This is a genomic window from Paraburkholderia sp. BL6665CI2N2 (assembly GCF_004366535.1).
Taxonomy (GTDB): Bacteria; Pseudomonadota; Gammaproteobacteria; order Burkholderiales; family Burkholderiaceae; genus Paraburkholderia.
Genome location: NZ_SORC01000001.1, coordinates 4812346 through 4830374 on the forward strand (window position 1 = coordinate 4812346; position 18029 = coordinate 4830374).

The 18029-nt window shown below is 61.5% G+C and carries 14 protein-coding genes; 10 read left to right on the plus strand and 4 right to left on the minus strand.

Annotation, left to right across the window (positions count from 1 at the left end; genetic code table 11):
- The first annotated feature begins 56 nt into the window (after positions 1–56).
- From B0G81_RS21510 to B0G81_RS21540, 7 genes are all read left to right on the plus strand, one after another.
- Entirely contained in the window at positions 57–1052 is a 996-nt protein-coding gene (locus B0G81_RS21510; RefSeq protein ID WP_106283418.1) for a bifunctional riboflavin kinase/FAD synthetase, read from the plus strand.
- A gap of 171 nt (positions 1053–1223) precedes the next feature.
- A complete protein-coding gene (gene ileS / locus B0G81_RS21515) occupies positions 1224–4061 on the plus strand; it encodes an isoleucine--tRNA ligase (RefSeq protein ID WP_134138278.1) in 2838 nt (945 codons plus the stop codon).
- 11 nt (positions 4062–4072) lie between these two features.
- Positions 4073–4579 (plus strand): signal peptidase II, encoded by a 507-nt coding sequence (gene lspA, locus B0G81_RS21520; RefSeq protein ID WP_106283460.1) that lies wholly within the window; start codon positions 4073–4075, stop codon positions 4577–4579.
- Between the two features lie 113 nt (positions 4580–4692).
- Complete coding sequence (gene coaBC, locus B0G81_RS21525) at positions 4693–5907, plus strand: bifunctional phosphopantothenoylcysteine decarboxylase/phosphopantothenate--cysteine ligase CoaBC (RefSeq protein WP_134138279.1); 1215 nt, start codon at positions 4693–4695, stop codon at positions 5905–5907.
- A 75-nt stretch (positions 5908–5982) separates the two neighbouring features.
- A complete protein-coding gene (locus B0G81_RS21530) occupies positions 5983–7002 on the plus strand; it encodes an LLM class flavin-dependent oxidoreductase (RefSeq protein WP_134138280.1) in 1020 nt (339 codons plus the stop codon).
- A 13-nt stretch (positions 7003–7015) separates the two neighbouring features.
- Complete coding sequence (gene dut / locus B0G81_RS21535) at positions 7016–7462, plus strand: dUTP diphosphatase (protein WP_106283422.1); 447 nt, start codon at positions 7016–7018, stop codon at positions 7460–7462.
- A 403-nt stretch (positions 7463–7865) separates the two neighbouring features.
- Positions 7866–10376: a hypothetical protein gene (locus B0G81_RS21540; RefSeq protein WP_134138281.1), complete on the plus strand. Its 2511-nt coding sequence runs from the start codon at positions 7866–7868 to the stop codon at positions 10374–10376.
- 66 nt (positions 10377–10442) lie between these two features.
- Here B0G81_RS21540 and clpA read toward each other — a convergent pair whose 3' ends face one another.
- On the minus strand, positions 10443–12740 hold the full coding sequence (gene clpA / locus B0G81_RS21545) for an ATP-dependent Clp protease ATP-binding subunit ClpA (protein WP_074765373.1): 2298 nt from the start codon (positions 12738–12740) through the stop codon (positions 10443–10445).
- The gene (clpS, locus tag B0G81_RS21550; RefSeq protein ID WP_012434130.1) at positions 12737–13051 is read right to left on the minus strand and encodes an ATP-dependent Clp protease adapter ClpS; all 315 of its coding nucleotides are present in this window, start codon (positions 13049–13051) and stop codon (positions 12737–12739) included. Before clpS ends, clpA begins: the two co-directional genes overlap by 4 nt.
- Positions 13052–13602: 551 nt before the next feature.
- Between clpS and B0G81_RS21555 the strand changes: the two genes are divergently transcribed.
- On the plus strand, positions 13603–13809 hold the full coding sequence (locus B0G81_RS21555) for a cold-shock protein (RefSeq protein WP_007180614.1): 207 nt from the start codon (positions 13603–13605) through the stop codon (positions 13807–13809).
- A gap of 201 nt (positions 13810–14010) precedes the next feature.
- Here B0G81_RS21555 and B0G81_RS21560 read toward each other — a convergent pair whose 3' ends face one another.
- Positions 14011–14826 (minus strand): hypothetical protein, encoded by an 816-nt coding sequence (locus B0G81_RS21560; RefSeq protein ID WP_116118145.1) that lies wholly within the window; start codon positions 14824–14826, stop codon positions 14011–14013.
- Between the two features lie 304 nt (positions 14827–15130).
- On the minus strand, positions 15131–16387 hold the full coding sequence (gene icd / locus B0G81_RS21565) for an NADP-dependent isocitrate dehydrogenase (protein ID WP_106314184.1): 1257 nt from the start codon (positions 16385–16387) through the stop codon (positions 15131–15133).
- A 322-nt stretch (positions 16388–16709) separates the two neighbouring features.
- Between icd and B0G81_RS21570 the strand changes: the two genes are divergently transcribed.
- Both B0G81_RS21570 and B0G81_RS21575 read left to right on the plus strand, forming a co-directional pair.
- A complete protein-coding gene (locus tag B0G81_RS21570) occupies positions 16710–17279 on the plus strand; it encodes a pseudouridine synthase (protein ID WP_134138282.1) in 570 nt (189 codons plus the stop codon).
- 433 nt (positions 17280–17712) lie between these two features.
- Positions 17713–17907, plus strand: a complete 195-nt coding sequence (locus B0G81_RS21575; RefSeq protein WP_041758551.1) for a hypothetical protein — start codon at positions 17713–17715, stop codon at positions 17905–17907.
- Positions 17908–18029: the final 122 nt, after the last annotated feature.

Genomic DNA, 18029 nt, shown 5'->3' on the forward strand with positions numbered 1-18029 from the left:
CGTTTATAATCGTTTGTTTTGCGGCACCCCGCCCGCTCCATCTCAAACCCGCTATCGTGAGAGTCTTCCGCGGTCTTCCCAATGCTGAAAGCCGTGCGCCCTGCGCACTGACCATCGGCAACTTCGACGGTGTCCACCGCGGCCATCAGGCTTTGCTCGCCCACGTGCGAGCGGCTGCCGATGCACGCGGCCTGCCTGTCTGCGTGATGACCTTCGAGCCGCACCCGCGCGAGTTCTTCAACCCGGCGGGCGCGCCGCCGCGCATCGCCATGCTGCGCGACAAGCTCGAGGCGCTGCGCACCAACGGCGTCGATCGGGTGGTCGTCGAGCACTTCAATCACACGTTCGCGAGCCAGTCGCCGGACACGTTCGTCGAACGGATCATCGTCAACGGACTGCACGCGCGCTGGGTGATGATCGGCGACGACTTCCGCTACGGCGCGAAGCGCGCGGGCGACTTCGGGTCGCTCAAGGCGGCGGGTCAACAGTACGGTTTCGAAGTCGAGCAGATGGCCACGGTCGCCGATCCGTCGGGCGCGCGCATTTCCAGCTCTGGCGTGCGCGCCGCGCTGGTGGCGGGCGACCTCGACTCGGCGCGTGCCGCGCTGGGCCGCGATTATCTGATCAGCGGCCATGTCGTGCACGGCATGAAGCTCGGCCGCGATCTCGGCTTCCCCACGCTCAATGTGCCGATCGCCCACAAGCGCCCGGCGCTCGCGGGCATTTTCGTGGTGCGCGTGCACGGCGTGGCGGACGAGCCGCTGCCGGGCGTCGCGAGCCTCGGCCTGCGTCCCACGGTAGACGATTCCGGCCGCGTGCTGCTCGAAGTTCACCTGCTCGACTGGCACGGCGACGCATATGGCAAACTCGTGCGCGTCGAATTCCTGAAGAAGCTGCGCGACGAGGAAAAGTACATCGACCTCGAAACGCTAACCGCCGCCATCAAGCGCGACGTCGTCAACGCGCGCGCGTGGTTCGCGGCTGTCGGCGCCGGCACGCCGGGCAGCCGTTCCACCGGCTTCGCCACCTCGGCCACCGACCGAATTAGATAACCGCCGTGGTCCATGCGGGCGCTCAAGCGCCGCGTGCGTGGACCCTCGCCGCGCGCATCGAAGGGCGTCCGTGGATCACGCGACATGCCTGCCGGGCGCGCCCAACGCCCTCGCGCATCGTGCGCATTCCGCGCGCTACCGCGCATAGAAAGAATTCACCGCGACCTCATCATGAGCAATAAGAAAGCCGATTCGAAACCGCAGTCACGCTACCCGGTCAACCTGCTCGACACGCCGTTCCCGATGCGCGGCGACCTGCCCAAGCGCGAGCCGCAATGGGTCAAGGAATGGCAGGAGCGCAAGGTCTACGAAACGATCCGCGCCGCCTCCAAGGGGCGCAAGAAGTTCATCCTGCACGACGGCCCGCCGTATGCGAACGGCGACATCCACCTCGGCCACGCGGTGAACAAGATCCTGAAGGACATGATCGTCAAGGCGCGCAATCTGGCGGGCTTCGACGCGGTCTACGTGCCGGGCTGGGATTGCCACGGCATGCCGATCGAAATCCAGATCGAAAAGCAGTTCGGCAAGTCGCTGCCGGCCGCCGAAGTGATGCAGAAGGCGCGCGCCTACGCGACCGAGCAGATCGAGAAGCAGAAGGTCGGCTTCCGCCGCCTCGGCGTGCTCGGCGACTGGGACAATCCGTACAAGACCATGAACTTCACGAACGAAGCCGGCGAAATCCGCGCGCTCGCGAAGATCATGAAGAAAGGCTATGTGTTCCGCGGCCTGAAGCCGGTGAACTGGTGTTTCGACTGCGGCTCGGCACTCGCCGAAGCGGAAGTCGAATACAAGGACAAGACCGATCCGACCATCGACGTGCTGTTCAGCTTCGCCGAGCCGGAAAAGACGGCGCAAGCGTTCGGTTTGAATGCGCTGCCGCGCAACGAAGGCGGCATCGTGATCTGGACCACCACGCCGTGGACCATCCCCGCCAACCAGGCGCTGAACCTGCACCCGGAAATCGTCTACGCGCTGGTCGACACGCCCCGCGGCCTGCTGATCCTCGCTGAAGAGCGCGTTGAAGCGTGCCTGAAGCTGTACGGGCTCGAAGGCACGATCGTCGCCACCACGCCGGGTGCGAAGCTCGTCAATCTGCGCTTCCATCACCCGCTCGCGTCCGCGCATCCGGGCTACAAGCGCACGGCGCCGGTTTATCTCGGCGACTACGTGACGACCGAAACGGGTACGGGTATCGTGCACTCGTCGCCGGCGTACGGCGTGGAAGACTTCGTGTCGTGCAAGGCGCACGGCATGGCGGATTCCGACATCATCAATCCGGTGATGGGCGACGGCCGCTATATCGAATCGCTCGCGCTGTTCGGCGGCCTGTCGATCTGGGCGGCCAACCCGCAGATCGTCGAAGCGCTGCAAGGCGCCGGCACGCTGATGCGCACCGAGAAGTACACGCACAGCTACATGCACTGCTGGCGCCACAAGACGCCGATCATCTACCGCGCGACCTCGCAATGGTTCGCCGGCATGGACGTGAAGCCGACCGATACCGACAAGACGTTGCGCGAAACCGCCCTGGACGGCATCGAGAACACCGCCTTCTATCCCGCGTGGGGCAAGCAGCGTCTGTTCAGCATGATCGCCAACCGCCCGGACTGGACGCTGTCGCGCCAACGCCAATGGGGCGTGCCGATGGCGTTCTTCGTGCACAAGGAAACCGGCGAACTGCACCCGCGTACGCTGGAGTTGCTTGAAGAAGTCGCGCAACGCGTGGAAAAGGCCGGCATCGAAGCATGGCAAACGCTCGACCCGCGCGAGTTGCTCGGCGACGACGCCAACATGTACGAAAAGAACCGCGACACGCTCGACGTGTGGTTCGACTCGGGCACCACGCATTGGCACGTGCTGCGCGGCTCGCACAAAGACGAACTGCAATTCCCGGCCGACCTGTATCTGGAAGGCTCGGATCAGCACCGCGGCTGGTTCCATTCGTCGCTGCTGACCGCTTCGATGCTCGACGGCCGTCCGCCGTACAACGCGCTGCTCACGCACGGCTTCACCGTGGACGGCGAAGGCCGCAAGATGAGCAAGTCGCTCGGCAACGGTGTCGATCCGCACGAAGTGGCGAACCGCCTCGGCGCGGAAATCATCCGCCTGTGGATCGCGTCGACCGATTACTCGGGCGAACTGGCGATCTCGGAAGAAATCCTGAAGCGCGTCACGGAAGGCTACCGCCGTATCCGCAACACGCTGCGCTTCCTGCTTGCGAATCTGTCGGACTTCGACTTCGAGAAAAACGGGCGTCCGGTCGAAGACTGGCTCGAGATCGACCGCTATGCGGTGGCGCTGTCGGCGAATCTGCAGAACGACATCCTCTCGCATTACGACAAGTATGAATTCCACCCGGTGGTCGCCAAGCTGCAGACGTTCTGCTCGGAAGACCTCGGCGGCTTCTATCTGGACGTATTGAAGGACCGCCTGTACACGACCGCCGCGGACTCCGTCGCGCGCCGCTCGGCGCAAACCGCGCTGTATCACATCGCGCACGGCTTGCTGCGTCTGATGGCGCCGTTCCTGTCGTTCACCGCCGAAGAAGCGTGGAAGATCTTCCAGCCGAATAGCGAAACGATCTTCACCGAGACGTATCACGCGTTCCCGGCCGTGCCGGAAGCCGGTGCTCTGCTCGACAAATGGACGCTCCTGCGCGCCGCACGCAGCGACGTGACCAAGGCGCTTGAGGAAGCGCGCGTGGCGAACCTGATCGGCTCGTCGTTGCAGGCGGAAGTTGAAATCCGCGCGAGCGGCGCACGCTACGAAGCGCTCACGAGCCTCGGCGACGACCTGAAGTTCGTGCTGATCACGTCCGCGGCAAGCGTGGTGAAGGTCGATAGCGAAGCGGAAGAAGGCGTCGAAGTCATCGCCTCGAAGTATCTGAAGTGCGAACGCTGCTGGCACTACCGCGCGGACGTCGGCGCGAACGCCGAACACCCCACGCTGTGCGGCCGCTGCTTCAGCAATCTGTTCGGCAACGGTGAAATCAGGAGCGCGGCATAATGGCCAGAACCATGTCGAAAACCGCGTCGAAAACATCTGCTGCAAACGGTTCGCTGGCGCCCTGGCTGGGCGTCGCGCTGATCGTCATCCTGTTCGATCAGCTGACGAAAATCGCCGTGCAGAAAGTGTTCGCCTACGGTGTCGCGCACGAGGTCACGTCGTTCTTTAATCTGATCCTCGTGTACAACCGCGGCGCGGCATTCAGCTTCCTCGCCATGGCGGGCGGCTGGCAACGCTGGGCGTTCACCGCGCTCGGCGTGGTGGCCGCGCTGGTGATCTGCTATCTGCTCAAGCGCCACGGCGGGCAGAAAATGTTCTGCACGGCGCTCGCGCTGATTCTCGGCGGCGCGCTCGGCAATGTGATCGACCGGCTCGCGTATGGCCACGTGATCGACTTCCTCGATTTCCACGTGCGCACGTGGCACTGGCCGGCGTTCAATCTCGCCGACAGCGCGATTACGGTCGGGGCGGTGCTGCTCGTGCTCGACGAACTGCGGCGCGTGCGCGGCTCGCGCTAAACGCACAAGCTGACTGCGCGTACTGACGTTTGCACGCAAGTACGCTTTGAAAGACGCGGCGGCGGGGACGCAACGCCTCGCTGTCCGCCACCACGCTTTGTCGGAGGCTTTCGTTGGCAACCGCAGAACTCGCAGGAAAACACCTCGTCCTCGGCATGACGGGCGGCATTGCCTGCTACAAGATAGCCGAACTCACGCGTCTGTTGACCAAGGCCGGCGCGACCGTGCAGGTCGTCATGACCGAAGCGGCCACGCAGTTCATCACCCCCGTCACCATGCAGGCGCTCTCGGGCCGTCCGGTCTACACGAGCCAGTGGGACGCACGCGTGCCGAACAACATGGCGCACATCGATCTGTCGCGTGAAGCAGATGCGATCGTGATCGCGCCCGCCTCGACCGACTTCCTCGCCAAACTCGCGCACGGCATGGCCGACGATTTGCTGTCCACCTTGTGTGTCGCCCGCGATTGTCCGCTGCTGGTGGTGCCGGCCATGAACCGGCAGATGTGGCAGAACCCGGCCACGCAGCGCAACGTCGCCCAATTGCGGGCGGACGGCATCGAAGTGCTCGGACCCGATTCCGGCCCGCAGGCTTGCGGCGAAGTGGGCGACGGCCGCATGCTCGAGGCCGCGGCCACTTACGAAGCGATCGCCTCGTTCTTCGCGCCGAAAATCCTCGCCGGCAAGCGCGTGCTACTGACCGCCGGGCCGACGTTCGAACCGCTCGACCCGGTACGCGGCATCACCAACCGCTCCAGCGGCAAGATGGGCTTCGCGCTGGCACGCGCCGCGCAACAGGCCGGCGCCGAGGTGCATCTGATCGCCGGCCCCGTCGCGCTCGAAACGCCGTGGGGCGTGTTCCGCCAGGACGTGCAAACCGCGCAGCAAATGCATGACGCGGTGATGCGCTCGGTCGCGGATGCGGACATTTTCATCGGCGTGGCCGCGGTAGCCGACTGGCGCGTCGATCACGCCAGCGAGCACAAGATCAAGAAGACTGCGGATCGTGCGCTGCCCACGTTTTCCTTCGTTGAAAATCCGGACATTCTGGCCTCGGTGGCGAAGCTGCCGCATCCACCGTTCGCGGTCGGTTTCGCCGCAGAGAGCGGCGATCTGGAAGTGCACGGCGAAGAAAAGCGCCTGCGTAAAAACGTGCCGCTTCTGATCGGCAATCTCGGCCCGCTGACTTTCGGCCTCGACGACAACGAGGTGATCCTGTTCGAAGCAGGCGGCGCGACGAAGCTGCCACGCGCCGACAAACGGACGCTCGCGCGCGCGCTGATCGCGGAGATCGCGAAGCGTCTGCCCGACACAAGTCTGATTCGCTGAGCGATTCCGGCGGCCGCTTGAACGCGATCGCCGCGAGTCGCGTTGGCGAATGGAATCATCTGGAGCGGCACCGACATGACGCGACTCTCCGTACTCGATCAAACGCCCGTGATTTCCGGGCACTCGGTGGCGGATGCGATCGCCGCCACGGTCGAACTCGCGCAACTCGCCGACGATCTCGGCTACACGCGCTACTGGTGTGCCGAGCATCACGGCCTGCGCGGCGTATCGAACCCCTGCCCCGAGGTCATGCTGGCGCGCCTCGGCAGCGTGACTCAACACATCCGACTCGGCTCCGGCGGCGTGATGCTGCCGTACTACAGCCCGTTCAAGGTCGCCGAGCAATTCATGATGCTCGAAGCGCTGTTCCCCAATCGCATCGATCTGGGCGTGGGACGCGCGCCGGGCGGCGACATGCGCACCGCGCAAGCGGTCGCTGCCGGCGACTACAATCGCGGCGATATTTTTCCGCAGCAGGTGGCCGATCTGCTCGGTCTGATGCACGGCACCTTGCCCGCCGATCACATTGCGAGCGGCGTGCTGCTGCAGCCGCAAGTCGATACGCGTCCGCAAGTGTGGATGCTCGGGTCGAGCGAATTCGGCGGCTTGCTGGCGGCGCAACTCGGCATTCCCTTCGCGTTCGCGCACTTCATCAACCCGCATTTCGGCCATCAGGTTGCGCATGCGTATCGCGAACGCTTCAGGGCCGGCCAAGGCATACAGCAACCGTATCTGGCAGCCGCGGTGTTCGTGATTTGCGCTGACAGCGAACAGGAAGCAGCCGATCTGGAAAAAGCCGTCGATCTGCGCCGCGTGCAAATGGCCTACGGCCTGAACGAACCGATCCCGACGATCGAACGGGGCGTCGCGCAGGAATACGGCGAGCGCGAGCGTCTGGTGATTGATCGTGAGAAGCCGCGCAGTATCATCGGCACGCCGGAAACGGTCACCGAGCGCTTGCACTCGTTGCAGGAACAGTTCGACGCCGACGAACTGATCGTGCTCACCGTGGCGGGCAGCTACCGCGCCCGTCTTCGCTCCTATGAACTTCTCGCCGAAGCGTTCCAGCTCGAACGCCCGGCCTCCACTACTTAACCTTCGAACCTGCATGAAACTCGACCTGAAGATCCTCGACGCGCGCATGCGCGATCAGCTCCCCGCTTACGCCACCACCGGCAGCGCGGGCCTCGACCTGCGCGCGTGCCTCGACGAACCGCTGACACTGAAACCTGGCGAGACAGCTTTGGTGCCGACGGGCCTGGCGATTCACGTCGGCGATTCGGGCTATGCCGCGTTGATTCTGCCGCGTTCGGGCCTGGGGCATAAGCACGGGATCGTACTGGGCAATCTGGTCGGCCTGATCGATTCGGATTACCAGGGTCAACTGATGATTTCGACGTGGAACCGTGGCGAGACCACGTTCGTGTTGAATCCGATGGAACGTCTTGCGCAACTGGTGATCGTGCCGGTCGTGCAAGCGGAGTTCAATATCGTCGACGATTTTGAAACCAGTGAACGCGGCGCCGGCGGCTTCGGCAGCACAGGCAAGCACTAAGCCCGTCACGTTTTGCCTGAGGCCGTGCTGGATGAGCGTCTACCAGCACGGCTTCCTTCCACACTTCCCATATCCCTCGCGCCTTTGGCGAGCGGCAGATTAAATTCGGACTTGTCCCATTTGGACAGGGTCACGCGCCACCTATAAATCAGTCACAAGACTAACGACTTAATCTGCTTAACTAATCAATCTGCATCCGGCGGCCGTCTTACCGTCGGCTTTCCCACCTTATCCACGCAAACCCCAGGAGGTTAAAGACCGAAATCACATTCTTATATCAAAATTTTTATTTAGGCATACATATTAAATTGAGCGCATCACTGATAAGCCACTGTCCGGATAGCACTTTTTTTAGCCCATGCGGGCGCTCGGTGTTCGCCGGCCTACGTTGAACGGAGCTTGTATGAAGATCGAATATGATGCAATCGTTGGGTCGGGCGCGAACGAATGGTATGGCACGATCGTCGTTTCCAACCTGCGTTATGAAGACGGCAGCGCGGTCACCGTCAATCAGTTCCTCGAGTTCAACTTTCGCTCGCCGGCCAATCTGGACGCCACGGCAATCCAGCCGTCGTTTAGCACATGGGTGACCGGCGACATCACGGCAGACACCACGCAAATTGGCGACGGCACCTTCGACGTAACGGCCACGATCCAATACACAACCAGCTATACGATGCAGCGGGCCGACCAGATTACGATCGGCGTGGACGGTGACCTCTTGACCGACTCGCAGACCTGGCTCGATTCATTCGTGTTCGCCGCCGACCAGGCGCCGGCCATCACCGGAACGGTGTCCGCAACTTGCGCGCCCGCGCCGGATCCGGCGCTCGCCGGCATTGCGCCCGCCCTCACACTCACGCGAGGCAGCGCAGTCGTCACGATGCCGCTTGATTATGGCGCCACGGCCAGCATCACCGTCGATCAAGGGACCTACGCGGTGATGGGCGACAGCGTCAGCACAAGCGATCAGACGGTCATTGCGCCGCTTGTAATCGACCGCGACACGATCGACGTCGTGGCTGGCGCAACAACCACGCTCGGGGTCACGTTCGCTCCCGTCGAATACTATTGCGCGCTTGATATTTCGGTTGGATCGCTATCAGGGTTATCGACCGAAACACTCAATGTCACATTGACCGACAGCGCGACAGGCGAAACGCTGGCCGTGTTCACCACCACGACCAACCATGTCACTTCGCTGCGCAAGCTACCGCCATCGGGCACAGCGCGGGTGTCGATTGAGAACATCGCGCTCGACAATGTCAACTATTCGTTCAATGTACCGCTTGTCACGCTGACGAATGCACTGCAAACCGTAGTCATCGACAATTCCATGGTGCAGACAGAAAACGTCGACACCACGGGATATACCCGAGTGGCGATCAATGTCACCGTCGACCGTCCAGTCGACCGCCAGCTCCCGTTGCGTCTGATTGGCGGCAGCATGAACTATCTGCAGAACGTCACGGCAACATCGCAACAGACTGCTTTCTCGGCCCTCGTTCAACCAGGCGACTACGCCGTAGTGACCGACGATTTCCTCTCCGCCGGCGTCGTCTACGCAGTCGAGACGCCGTCAAGCTTGAGCGTGCCAGGCAGCGGCAGCGCCGCACTCGGCGTGACGATCGAGGCATCGGCGAATCTCAGTGTGCGCGGCTTCCCGGCCTACCTGTGCTTCGGCGGCTGTGCGGACCTAACGCCGTCCAATCAGGCGGACTTCGCCGCGGCACGCGCGACCTCGGTCTTCGACTACGCCGGCACCGACGGCGCCGGCGATTCGTCCGTCTACCTGACCGACGATCCGCAAACCCGAGCGACCCTCACGCTCGCGCGCAACGTCGAACTCCAACTGGGAAATACTCAGCCGGTCTTGCCCGTCATGGTGTCGTACACCTGCAATCTGTCGCTCGGCGACACGCCCACCATCCTCGCCAACGCCGACGCTCACGCGCACAGTTTTTCCAACTACATTCTGGCGCTCAACATCGCGACGGAGGCCATCGACAGCGACCACCCGGTGCCTGCGGGCTTTATCGTGAACCCTGACTTTCTCGGTGCTTGCCAGCAAGCCAACTTCGGGGCGACCTACCCGATGCCGGTGCGCGAGCCGTTACAGCAAGCCCTCGACCATTGGTCGATCAAGGCGGCCATTCCCGACGACATCGCCGAGAACATAGCCGGCTACGTGCTCGCGGTGAACTGGCTGACGCGCACGGTCGCGCCCAGCGTGACGTTCGGCTGGCAGATCAACCTCTGGGGTGTCGGCTACTCGGAATGGATCTACGACGACGGCATCGATCCGGCTCAGATGGCGCAACAAACCGCGGACTATGTGACGAGCCTCGGCGTCTACGATGCGCCCTACGAGCCCGACTTCCTGGCGATCGACCGGTACGAAGCCGACGACTTCACGCAGCGCGCCTATGTGAACGGCTACTGCTACGGCCCTCGCGAATGGGACCGCTACTTCGATTTCTGCAAGGCAGTCAGCCGCGCGCTTAAATTGCCGGTGATGCCCTGGCAGATGCCCGCGAGCCGCATTCCGAACACGACCGATCCGGTCGCGACGGATTTCGACTCCCAACACTGGGGAACGGGCGGCAGTTGCCTGCTGGGCGATCCTGCAATCGGCTCCAACTACGAGAACGTGCATCCCACCATTCTTGCATTGCAATTTCCGGAGGCGTTCCAGCAATACATGGGGGCCACCGCCGAGGACATGTTCATCCGCTCCGAACCCTTCGACATTTCGAACCCTCTGTACGGCGACTTCCCGTTGCGAGGTATCTTCAGCGTACTGCTCGGGGGTGGCGCAACGACCGGCATCGTTTCCGCAATCGGTAATCCGGAACCGTGGGCAAGACAGAAACTGAATGCCTACATGAACCAGCCGATCACGTTCGATCAATAACCTCAGTTCAAAAAAAACGGCGTGGACCTGGTCCACGCCGTTTTTTATCAGTACTACCGCGTAAGTTTACTCGACTTCCACTGCTTCCGGATTCGGATTGCGCGGCGCCGGATGTTCGTCGAAGGTCAATTGCACCTTGTCTTCGGCATCCACGTCGACCGTCACGCGGCCGCCGTTCATCAGCTTGCCGAACAGCAACTCGTCGGCCAGTGCACGACGGATCGTGTCCTGAATCAGACGCTGCATCGGCCGCGCGCCCATCAGCGGATCGAAGCCGTGCTTGGCGAGATGCTTGCGCAGCGCGTCGGTGAAGAGCGCATCGACCTTTTTCTCGTGCAACTGATCTTCCAACTGCATCAGGAACTTGTCGACCACGCGCATGATGATTTCTTCATCGAGCGAACGGAAGCTGATCGTTGCGTCCAGACGGTTGCGGAACTCAGGCGTGAACATGCGCTTGATGTCGACCATTTCGTCGCCGGTTTCCCGACGATTCGTGAAGCCGATCACCGACTTGCCCATTGCCTCGGCACCCGCATTCGTCGTCATGATGATGATGACGTTGCGGAAATCCGCCTTGCGGCCGTTGTTGTCCGTCAGCGTGCCGTGGTCCATGACCTGCAGCAGCACGTTGTAGATGTCCGGATGCGCCTTCTCGATTTCGTCGAGCAGCAGCACGCAATGCGGCTTCTTCGTGACAGCTTCCGTGAGCAGACCACCCTGGTCGAAACCGACGTAGCCCGGCGGCGCGCCGATCAACCGGCTGACCGCATGACGTTCCATGTATTCCGACATGTCGAAGCGGATCAGTTCGATACCCAGCGTGAACGCCAGTTGCTTCGCCACTTCGGTCTTGCCGACGCCCGTGGGGCCGGAGAACAGGAACGCGCCGATCGGCTTGTCCAGCTTGCCGAGGCCCGCGCGCGCCATCTTGATCGCGGCCGACAGCGCGTCGATGGCCGGGTCCTGCCCGAACACCACGCTCTTCAGATCGCGATCCAGCGTTTGCAGCTTGCTGCGATCGTCTTGCGACACGCTTTGCGGCGGGACGCGGGCGATCTTCGAGATGATTTCCTCGATCTCGTTCTTGCCGATGGTCTTCTTCTGCTTCGACTTCGGCAGGATGCGTTGCGCCGCGCCCGCTTCGTCGATCACGTCGATCGCCTTGTCCGGCAGATGACGATCCGTGATGAAGCGTGCCGACAACTCAGCCGCCGCCGACAGCGCGCCCGACGAATACTTCACGCCGTGATGCTCTTCGAACCGCGACTTCAGGCCGCGCAGGATCGCCACCGTCTGCTCGACGGTCGGCTCGGTCACGTCGACCTTCTGGAAACGGCGCGACAAGGCCGCGTCTTTTTCGAAGATGCCGCGATACTCAGTGAACGTGGTCGCGCCGATGCACTTCAACGTACCCGACGACAACGCCGGCTTGAGCAGGTTCGACGCGTCCAGCGTGCCGCCCGACGCAGCGCCTGCGCCGATCAGCGTATGAATTTCGTCGATGAACAGGATCGCGTGCGGACGTTCCTTCAATTCCTTGAGGACCGTCTTCAGACGCTGTTCGAAGTCGCCGCGATACTTGGTGCCGGCTAGCAGCGCGCCCATGTCGAGCGAATACACCTGGGCATCCGCGAGAATGTCCGGCACTTCACCGCGCGTAATGCGCCACGCGAGACCTTCGGCGATCGCCGTCTTGCCGACGCCGGCCTCACCGACCAGCAGCGGATTGTTCTTGCGGCGGCGGCACAGTACCTGGACCACGCGCTCGACTTCCGACTCGCGTCCGATCAGCGGATCGATGCGGCCGTCTTTCGCCATCTGGTTCAGGTTCTGCGTGAACTGCGCAAGCGGGGTTTCCTTCTGCGCGGCGGCTTCGTCGGACTCGGCATTCGCGTCGCTCGCTTTCGCGGCGTCCGTGCTGCTCGTCTTGGCGATGCCGTGCGAGATGAAATTCACCACGTCCAGACGCGTCACGCCCTGCTGTTGCAGGTAGTACACCGCGTGCGAATCCTTCTCGCCGAAGATCGCCACCAGCACGTTCGCGCCGGTCACTTCCTTCTTGCCATTCGAGGTGGACTGCACATGCATGATCGCGCGCTGGATCACACGCTGGAAACCCAGCGTGGGCTGCGTGTCGACGTCGTCCGTGCCGGGCACGGTCGGCGTGTTGTCATGAATGAAGTTGCGCAGGTTCTGGCGCAGATCCTCGATATTGGCCGCGCATGCACGCAACACCTCCGCCGCGGTTGGATTGTCCAACAGGGCAAGCAAAAGGTGTTCGACCGTTATGAACTCGTGCCGCGCCTGGCGTGCTTCCATGAACGCCATGTGCAGGCTGACTTCCAGTTCCTGGGCAATCATGCTTCCTCCATCACACACTGCAGCGGATGCCCGGCCTGCCGTGCGTGGGTAACGACTTGCTCGACTTTGGTCGACGCGATGTCCCGCGTATAGACCCCACAAACTCCCCTGCCCTCGCGATGCACCTTCAACATTACCTGTGTTGCGGTTTCACGATCTTTATTGAAATATTCCTGCACGACCATCACGACAAATTCCATTGGCGTGAAGTCGTCATTCAGCAGCACCACCTTGTACATGGATGGCGGCTTGAGCTTTTTCTCCTGCCGCTCCAGTACGGTGCCGTCCTGCTTGTCCGGGATAATCGCCATACACCCATTCTAAACAACTAGGACAGGCCCGCAATCCTGTCAAAACCCGGCCGACCGGCCGGTGAGCCCGTTCGCTATCGCCTGACGGGAGAGACCCCGCCAATGCGTGCGTTAAATCGACGAGCCGATTGCGGAGCCGGCCCCTATCCTGTGATGCCTTGCGGTCGTGTTGCACCGCAGTCGGATCGAGTATCGCACAACCTGCCTTAACTGGCTGACGGCTCGCCCGGCCTCAACTTGAGCGGTACGCGCCGCAGAACAGCATGTGAGTCGATTATGCGACTTTTCAAGACGCCCCGCTTGCGCAACCGCACATAACGAAAGCGGGAAAAACCCTGGAAATGGCCTGTTTGCAACGCCGCGACTCCGTCTCAAAATTTTCTTGACACCCGAATAAAGAGCCTCAACAATCAAGCTGGCACTTTTTTCACTGCGCCATAATTTCGAAAAAATGCCGATGGTGAGCTTGTGAGGAGGGAGCGGCTGCATCACGCGGTCGTCGAGCTTTTCGAGGGCTCGTGGTAGTGACATGAGTTACAGGGGAAGTTGGAATGGCAACTGGTACGGTCAAATGGTTCAATGACGCAAAAGGTTTCGGATTCATCACGCCTGACGAAGGTGGTGAGGATCTGTTTGCACACTTCTCGGCCATCCAGATGAATGGGTTCAAGACCCTGAAGGAAGGCCAAAAGGTGACCTTCGAGGTCGTGCAAGGCCCGAAAGGCAAACAGGCATCGAACATCCAGGCACCCGCCTGATACTGGTCGATACCCGTCCTTTGAAACCCGGCTTCGTGCCGGGTTTCTTTTTTTGGCGTCAGTATCTAGTCGTGCTGACTGAACGCGCGTCCCATATATCGGGTAGCGATTCGATTCAATACACGCTTCCGCGCTTGCGATAACGGCCGTTCGACGTTTTTTGCGCCGGGCTTCCTGGGCAAGCAGCGTTGACGCGACGCCCTATGCGGCGATACGGCGCATCATCGCGCGCTGCGCTTCCAGGCTGCGGGCCACATCGCCTTCGTACACCGCAATCCCCTGGTGTGTCAGGTTCGAACGGGCATCGATCGCCGGCGTGATGCCGATACTCGCCACCAGTCGGCAGAACCAATAGTCTTCGGAAAGGTACGCCCGCGTCTCGGGATCGATACCGGTGTCGAAAAACGCATAGAAAAAGTCCGCCACCTTGCCTGCGTCGAATTCCGGGCGGCCGACAAAGCGCGAGCGGCAATGCAGTTCGGGATACGCCTCGATCAGCGCAAGAAACACTTCGCGTCGGATCAGCATGAAACCGGTCGGCGCATCGAGCGCGTCGAGGAAGCCGTCCGCGTCCGGTTCGAGCGTGTCGGAACGCGCCACGGCCGGATACGACGCGTGCATCGTCCGGAAGTCCGCGCGCGTCGAACCGGCCGGCAGCGGCTGCGCGAGACCCGCGGCGGGCCAACCGTCGTTCTTCATCGGATAGACGCCGGCCACGACCGGCCGGTTCGCCCGCAGAAGGCGGACGACATCGTCGCCCTTGAAACCGATATCACTGTCGATCCACATGAGATGCGTGAAGCGATCGTCGGCGAGAAACTCCGCGACCATGGTGTTGCGGGCGCGTGTGATGAGACTGTCGAAACTGTTGAAGTTCACGCGCACGCCAAAGCCGTATTGCTGCGCCAGATCGTGCAGATCCAGAAGTCCGAGCGCGTAGCCGGTGGTGACGACCGCGCCATAGCTCGGCGTGGCGACGTAGACATTCGCGACGATGGGTGTGAGGTTCGTATTCATCGTTATTGTGTTTGCATGCAGTGACGCGGCCGAGGCTCGGACAAAGTTGCGCGACCCTCGCGCCGGGCGAGCGGGCGCTCGCTGCGGCGTAACTTAACCGACGCCACACGGCCGGCATCTCAATAACGGTCGCAATGCCGATCACGCGCGTGACGGCCGCGCCGGCGAAGCTATAGCGCGTTTTTTCGTGGCATCGCGATGCGTTCGAACTCGCGACATCCCACGGGCAAAAAACAAACAACCCCGGCCGCCTCACGGCGCCGGGGTTGCGAAGACGAACTAACTTAGTTCAGCGCGAACCGCCTCACAAATTCTCGATCAGCACCTGGCCGAAGCCCGAACACGATACCTGCGTCGCGCCTTCCATCAAGCGGGCGAAGTCGTACGTAACGCGTTTTTGCAAAATCGATTTTTCCATCGATTTGATGATCAGGTCCGCCGCCTCGGTCCAGCCGAGATGGCGCAGCATCATTTCCGCCGAGAGAATTTCCGAACCGGGGTTCACGTAGTCCTTGCCGGCGTACTTCGGTGCCGTGCCGTGCGTGGCTTCGAACATCGCGACCGAATCCGACATGTTCGCGCCCGGCGCGATACCGATACCGCCGACCTGCGCGGCCAATGCATCCGATACATAGTCGCCATTCAGGTTGAGCGTGGCGATCACGTCGTACTCCGCCGGACGCAGCAGGATCTGCTGCAGGAACGCGTCGGCGATCACGTCTTTCAGGACGATGTCGCCACCGGTCTTCGGATTCTTGATCTTCATCCACGGGCCGCCGTCGATCAGTTCCGCTGCGAACTCTTTTTGCGCCAGCGCGTAACCGTAGTCGCGGAACGCGCCTTCGGTGAACTTCATGATGTTACCCTTGTGCACCAGCGTGACCGAGCGACGTTCGTTGTCGATCGCGTACTGGATCGCCTTGCGCACCAGACGCTCCGTGCCTTCACGCGACACCGGCTTGATGCCGATCCCCGACGTATCCGGGAAGCGGATCTTCTTCACGCCCATCTCTTCGCGCAGGAACTTGATGACCTTCTTCGCCTGCTCCGATTCGGCCGGCCATTCGATACCGGCGTAGATGTCTTCCGAGTTTTCGCGGAAGATCACCATGTTGGTCTTTTCGGGCTCACGCACCGGCGAAGGCACGCCCTTGAAATACTGCACCGGACGCAGACACACGTACAGGTCCAGCTCCTGGCGCAGCGCGACGTTCAGCGAACGGATGCCGCCGCCGACCGGCGTGGTGAGCGGGCCCTTGATCGACACAACGTATTCCTTGAGCACCTGCAGCGTCTCTTCCGGCAGCCACACGTCCGGGCCATACACCTTGGTCGATTTCTCGCCGGCGTAGATTTCCATCCAGTGGATTTTCTTCTTGCCCGCGTACGCTTTTTCAACCGCGGCGTCCACGACCTTGATCATGACCGGCGTGATGTCGAGGCCGGTGCCGTCGCCTTCGATATACGGAATGATCGGCTGATCCGACACGTTGAGCGAAAAATCGGCATTGACGGTGATCTTGTCACCACCGGTCGGAACCTTGATGTGCTGATACGGCATGATCGGACTCCAGTGAAGGCTGTGCTGAAAGCTGGTGGGGAGACTGCGAAATGGGGCGCTCCTCGCTACGCGCAATGCCGGACGACTGCAAGCGGCCTGGCCGCTATTCTAGCCCACGCGGCGGTCGCTCCGAGGCGGCAACGGCTCGGGGTTTTCCAACATGGACGAATGCGAAACGGCAAGGCGCGAGTCTTATGTCTTATATAAGATGCCGAGTATTCAGTCGTGCATGATGCTTTATTATCCCGCCATTTACGGTCGGCCCGGCGCCTCCTGGCGCTGTGGCGGCGCAAGCCTCTCTACGCCATTCTTATTTTTTCCTATGCACCTTCTCGCTCTGAACAAACCGTTCGGCACCATCTGTCAGTTCTCGCCGCACGAGACGCGCGCTTCGCTGGCCGACTGGGTCAGAGTGCCCGACGTGTATCCCGCGGGCCGGCTCGATTCCGACAGCGAAGGCCTGCTGCTTCTCACCGACGACGGCGCATTGCAAGCGCGCATTGCCGAGCCGCGTCACAAGCTTGTCAAACGTTACTGGGCGCAAGTGGAAGGCGCTGTCGACGCGGCCGCGCTGAAAAAGCTCGCACGCGGTGTCGATCTCGGCGACTACGTGACGCGCCCCTGCCGCGCCGACTATGTCGAGCCGACCGACGCGCTCTGGACACGCACACCGGCGATCCGTTTTCGCGCCGCGATACCGACCACCTGGATCGAACTATCGATCACCGAAGGTAAGAACCGCCAGGTGCGTCGTATGACAGCCGCCGTGGGGTTCCCGACGCTTCGCTTGGTACGCGTCGGCATCGGCGCGCTCGACATTTTTTCGCTGGGGCTGCAACCGGGCGAGAGCGTCGAATTGCCACCGAAGGCACCGTGGGAAGGCATCGCCTGATCCTCCGCACGCGAGCGCCGACTGATGATCGAATCCGCAACACGCCTGCATTCCACGGTGCGAAAAATAAGCTAACTCGTTGTATCGGCGAACAAAAGAGCGCGTGAAACAATGGCATGCGCGGGTACGCCGCAGGCTGTCATTTGCACTAACGCAAGCGCATATAACTTTTCCATAAAATTCACGTCAACCGGTGCGCGAGCTCAGGCGTTATTCGACGCAGATGCCGCCTAAAGCTATCCGGCATTCAGCCTTAAGGGCCTTTGTGCAAGCCGCTTTTGCGGTAGGTGCGGGCAGTCTGAGCGCTAAAGCAGACGTGTCGAAAAATTTGTCGATGCGGATGTCAACCGAAAGGTGGATGGCACGTTTACCGACATGACTCTACATATAACCGGGTCATTTGGTTAATTAACTAAAGCTGAGGATTCACAAAATGAACAAACTGATCGCCGCTCTGGTCGCTGGTCTCTTCGCAACGGCAGCATTCGCACAAGCTTCGGCACCGGCAGCAGCTTCGGCAGCTCCGATGGCAGCAGCTTCGTCGGCAAAGAAGACCACGAAGCACGCTCACAAGAAGTCGCACAAGAAGGCAGCAGCAGCAGCTGCAGCTTCGGGCGCTTCGGAGTAAGTTTGTTGTAAAAACGCAGTCAAGAACTAGCTTCATTGCCGTTCTTACGGCGTTGAAAGGCAGATCACCGCAAGGCGATCTGCCTTTTTGTTTTTGACGCGCTCGCGTAACATTCGCGGGTT